The 2,507-nt window shown below is 38.1% G+C and carries 2 protein-coding genes and 2 pseudogenes; 2 read left to right on the plus strand and 2 right to left on the minus strand.

The genetic code is table 11. The annotated features are described in order from the left end of the window. Together IM515_RS15830 and IM515_RS15835 are read right to left on the minus strand one after the other, a co-directional pair. Positions 1-145 (minus strand): annotated as a pseudogene (locus IM515_RS15830) (DUF3782 domain-containing protein); the annotation flags it as partial. A gap of 82 nt (positions 146-227) precedes the next feature. Next, positions 228-1,340 (minus strand): IS630 family transposase, encoded by a 1,113-nt coding sequence (locus IM515_RS15835; protein ID WP_287630001.1) that lies wholly within the window; start codon positions 1,338-1,340, stop codon positions 228-230. A 305-nt stretch (positions 1,341-1,645) separates the two neighbouring features. Between IM515_RS15835 and IM515_RS15840 the strand changes: the two genes are divergently transcribed. Both IM515_RS15840 and IM515_RS15845 read left to right on the plus strand, forming a co-directional pair. Next, positions 1,646-2,290 (plus strand): PEP-CTERM sorting domain-containing protein, encoded by a 645-nt coding sequence (locus IM515_RS15840; protein WP_287630002.1) that lies wholly within the window; start codon positions 1,646-1,648, stop codon positions 2,288-2,290. Positions 2,291-2,329: 39 nt separating this feature from the next. Continuing rightward, positions 2,330-2,507: pseudogene (locus IM515_RS15845) on the plus strand (30S ribosomal protein S6); the annotation flags it as partial.

Genomic DNA, 2,507 nt, shown 5'->3' on the forward strand with positions numbered 1-2,507 from the left:
CTTTGAGTTGTTTGTCAGTTTTCTTCTGTTGCTGACTAACTTCCTTCAGTTGTTTGTCAGTTTCTTTTTGAGCGGCAGTTAATTCAGCTTGAGCAGTCGCTAATTCGGCTAAGAGTCGCCATACGTCTTCGGATGTAGTTGCCATAGCTAATTTTTTCTCTCTGATTTAGTCTATTGCTATTTTACTGAATTTTGCCGATTCATGAAGAAGATAAGCTGTTCGTAATTTAAATTGCGTTAACAGAATTACCCTTGTTTTTCAACTTGCGATCCCACTTAATAATTAAACCTCCTTCATTTAAAAGTTGATGTAAAAGAGATTCTAACTCTTCAACTGATTTAAAAAGTCGATGAGCGATAAATTCTTTTGCCGAGTGCCAGACCAATTCAATAATATTTAAATCTGGGCTATAGGCGGGTAAATACTCTAAAATTAAGTTGGGCATATTTTCAGCAATTTTACCAACAACATCTGTTTTTTTGTGAATACTAGCATTATCGAGAATCAGGACAATCTTTGGACCCTTCTCTCGAAAATCCTCCTCTTTATTCCCCGCTTCCACCCATTCTTTTATGATTTCTGTATAAAAAACTTTTACCACTTCATAAAAAGTTTCTGAATTTCCTTTTTTTATGAATTCTACGAATCTTTTTTTATCGGAATATCTCACTCCTCCCATCGCATTTACTCGACCACTTCTTCTTTGTCCGCTAACTTTTTTTCTTTGGCTTTTTTTCCCCCATGTTTTTCTTCTAATGACTCTTAAACTGAATCCACTTTCGTCCCAAAACCATACCTGTAGCTTATTTGGCTCTTCTTTTGCTATTTTTAAGTATTCGGCTAATTTTTGTTTAAATTCTTTTCTTTTTTCAGGATCTTGTCGATCTTCTAAACTATATTTAGCCCAAATATAAACATACTTCTTTTTTTTTAAAATGTTCGTGACTTGAGAACTACTTAATTCTATACCTGTCTGTTCTGTCAGATAAGTGGCTAATCTTTTGGCTGTCCAACGGCCAAACTCATACCCCATTTCTTGAGGCTCTTTGTCAATTGTCTCTAACAATATTTTGATATACTCATCCGTCGCTTTTCGATAATTTCCCTCCATTCTCTTGTCTTTCAAGCTATCTAAATTATTGGCATCTCCATGAATACACCAATAAGAGACTGTTCGCAGTGAACACCCAATGAGTTTGGAGATTTGGACTTGAGTTTTCCCATCATTTAACAACAACAATATCAAAACTCTTTCTCTAATGTAAGGATTTTCTTCTTTTTTTAGTGCTTTTTGTAACTTTTCTTTTTGTTCGGAATTCAAGTGATTAGGGGCTGGCATAGCTATTGATATTTGAATAGGTTACTGTTTCTATTATACGCTATTTAGATGCTGAACAGCTTAGTGCTTCTGCCTTTGAGTAAGAGAGCGATAAGTAGGGCGTGTTAAGCTGTCGCTAACATACCTTTATTTTTATAAGTAACTTAGAGTATTGTTAAGATTTGATAAATTTAACGGCAAGACTTTCAAATCTACAGAATTAAACATTATAAATCAGGCAGAACTACATTTTTTAAGAGGCATTTAGTTATGGTATTAGCAAAACTTATGAAATACTCCATCGGGGGGGGGTAATACTTATCAGTCTGGCAGCAGGTACGGCACAAGCATTTAATCTACTCCAAAATGGCAGCTTTGAAAATACTGCCGGGACTTTCGTCAATAATGGATTTGGATGGATGTCTTTGAACCCAGGCTCTACTGTGATTCCAGGGTGGACAACCACTACTGCCGAGTTGGCATGGGGTCAAAATGGTAATTCCGATGGCGGTACTACTCCTTTTGGAGACTTCTTTTTCGATCTCGCTGGCTTCCATAATTTCTTTCCCTATGGAGGCGTGACTCAAACTATTAACACTACAGTGAATCAGAAATATACCCTATCCCTCTCTTTGGGAATTTTAAACCCCACTTATCCAGGTCCTATCTCAGTCACCGCGACCGCCGGTTCCTCTAACCAAACATTCACGTTCAATCCATCAAGTTCTGGCAATCAGTGGGGTGGCTTCAGCTGGGATTTCACTGCGACGAGTACGTCCACTCCTATCTCTATTGTTGGAATTTCAACCGCAAACACATATTACCTTGGGCTAGATAATGTATCAGTTGAAGCAAAAACCACACAAACTGTTCCTGAACCTAGCACAATTTTAGGCTTAGGTTTATTGGGATTTGGCGCTTTCTGCCAGCGCAAACTATCTCAAGAAAAGAAGTCAAAACAGGACAATTGAGTTGAGAAATTTGGGATTTCTTTCAACAAATTTTTGATAGGTGTCTATGTGCAGATGAATTATCAGGCCAGCGGCAAACAAGTCGCCCCATGGAACGGGCCATGGGTTTAAGTGATGAGGTTATTCGTTATTTAACCCTAAAACTCGATCGCGTGGTGGCTCCCCCGGCCAATTTATCTCCCTTAACGGAAATTCCGCCCTCTCCTATCACCGAAGC

This window comes from Microcystis sp. M44BS1 (genome assembly GCF_020244875.1).
Lineage (GTDB): Bacteria > Cyanobacteriota > Cyanobacteriia > Cyanobacteriales > Microcystaceae > Microcystis > Microcystis panniformis.

What these genes read in the sequence shown, in the direction of transcription:
- IM515_RS15835 (WP_287630001.1), bottom strand. Translation starts at nt 1,340, where the DNA reads ATGCCAGCCCCTAATCACTTGAATTCCGAACAAAAAGAAAAGTTACAA.